2 protein-coding genes are annotated in these 2,213 nt (G+C 46.8%); one reads left to right on the top strand and one right to left on the bottom strand.

The window, feature by feature from the left end:
- The coding region (locus tag Q0338_RS01390) for a TonB-dependent receptor plug domain-containing protein (protein ID WP_366119495.1) at positions 1–1,076 on the bottom strand (1,076 nt) is incomplete at its 3' end.
- Positions 1,077–1,192: 116 nt separating this feature from the next.
- On the opposite strand from Q0338_RS01390, the gene Q0338_RS01385 reads away from it, so the two are divergent.
- The gene (locus tag Q0338_RS01385; protein WP_298085199.1) at positions 1,193–2,143 is read left to right on the top strand and encodes an AraC family transcriptional regulator; all 951 of its coding nucleotides are present in this window, start codon (positions 1,193–1,195) and stop codon (positions 2,141–2,143) included.
- Positions 2,144–2,213: the final 70 nt, after the last annotated feature.

Raw genomic sequence — 2,213 nt, 5'->3', positions numbered from 1 at the left:
AAATCATATCTCTTTACGTTTGCGGCATCGGCCGTCGTGGCCTTTTCGTTTAGCCTTTCTCTTCTGTATTCAGCCCCCAGACTTAGCGTGTTGTTATCAAAAAAATACGTTCCCTTGGTATTTAGCGTCGTCGTTTTTAGCGTGAGGTCTTGCTGGCCGCTCTCTTTCATATTATCGTGCATTAAAAAGCTTTCAAGCAGCAGCTTATCGTATTTGCCCGTATGCGAGAGCGAGGCGGTATATCCGCTCATCTTCTCAAAAGCCACGCTCGTGTTATCGCTAGCCGTGCGGTTTAGCGTCTTGCCTTCGGTGCGCTCGTATTTATTTACTACGCGGCGTAGATCCAGCGCTATTTCGTCGTTTTCGGTGGCGTTATACATGATTTTCGCGCCGAAATTTACGTCCTCGTTTTTGCGGTTCGTAAAGGCTCGCTCGTCTTCAAATTTGTGAAAATACCGCCCGTAAAGCGCGATACCTAGCACGTCCGGGATCACTGCGCCGTTTGCGTAAAAGCCGGTTTGGTAGTCGTCGTTTATCCCGCTTTTGCCCGCAAGCGTGTAGTAGCCGTTTACGTTACCGCTAAATTCGTTTGAAAAGCCCTTGGTGATGATGTTTATGACGCCTCCCATCGCATCCGAGCCGTATAGCGAGCTCATCGGCCCTCGCACGATTTCGATACGCTCGATCGTGTTTGCCGGCGGGAGGAAATTTTGAGCGCTACCGACCGCGCGAAGCCCTCTATACGCGCTATCGCTGGTTGCAGGACGGCCGTCTATTAAAATTTTAGTGTATTTTTGACCAAGGCCTCTCATCGTGATACCGCGCCTGCTAGCCGCCCCCAGCGTCGCGCCGAACACGCCCGGAGCGTCTTTTACGACGCTTTCTATATCTTGATGGTTGCGCCTGGCTATCTCTTTTTGCGAGATTACCGAAACGGAGGCAGGCGCGTCTTTGATATTTTGCTCAAAACCCGTCGCGCTAGTTACGGTAACTTCGTTTAGTTTCACTTCGTCGGCCGCCTGCGCGCAAGATAGCGCTAAGCAAGCTAGCATAGAAATTTTAGGCATACTTTTCACCTTTAGACTCCTTATTTAAATTTAAACCCTATTTTACTATAATCAGATAATTATTATCAATACTTAGGCAAACGGTAGAAGGATTTTTTATCAACGCTAAAAGGATAAAAAAGCAAATGAAAGTCGAATTTAAAGATATTTTACGAGCAAACGAGCAAGAAGTCGCGCAAAATTCGGTGCGCTACGGACAAAGCGCGTGGCAAGAGCAAAATAGAAAATGCAAGGTTGAGTTTTTTAAAGGGGCAAGTGGCGCAAGCTACTGCAGAAGCGAAATAATCTGCAACAAAAGCGTAAAAAGACGGCTTGAAAGAGGCGCTGGCTACTGCTTTTTGCTCTTTAACGACGCAAGAGGGGACGCCGGGCTTAAAGCGGGTAAAAAAACTTTTTGCCTAAAGGCCGGAGAGTTTTGGATGGGGCGCGTGGATAGCGGATTTGAGGGCATTTGCGAGTATCAAAGTAGCAGCTACGCCGGGCGATGCATCGTGCTAAAAAACGAGTTAGCCAGCGAGCTAGCGGCATTTAAAAATCTAGGCGAAGAAAACGAAATCTGCATCCAAACGGCTAAGATAAATTTAGCCCAAAGCCTGATTTTGCGGGAGCTTTTAGCCGCGAGCGAGTTTGAGGGCAAGATGCGCGAAATCTTTATGGAAGCTAAAATTTTAGAGCTAATCTACAAAAGCCTAGGCGCGCCTAAAACGCCCGAAGCCGATGAAAAAAAGCGCGATTTTAGCGACGAATACGTAAAAATTTTAAATAAAGCAAGGCAAATTTTACTAAGCGACGTCCAAAATCCGCCCAGCATAAAAGAGCTAGCCAGAGCGTGCGCGACGAATGAATTTAAGCTAAAAACGGGCTTTAAAAGCTACTTTGGCGATACGATCTACGGGCTGCTAGCAAGCGAGCGGCTAAACGCGGCAAAAAAACTTTTAGAGCGCGGAGACGTCTGCGTAAGCCAAGCCGCAAAAATCGTCGGATACGCCAGCGCTCCGCACTTTGCAAAGATTTTTAGAGAAAAATTCGGCGTTTTGCCGACGCAAATTTTAAAACAAAAGAAATTTTATACGTAAATTTAACGCTTGCGGAGCTTTGCGAGCGTTAAATTAAAATCAAACTTAAAGGTATCGGCGCGACTTTTTA

The sequence above is a fragment of the uncultured Campylobacter sp. genome (assembly GCF_938018145.1).
Taxonomy (GTDB): Bacteria; Campylobacterota; Campylobacteria; order Campylobacterales; family Campylobacteraceae; genus Campylobacter_A.
Note: the sequence above shows the minus strand (reverse complement) of the source record. Positions and strands in the feature narration are given on the sequence as shown.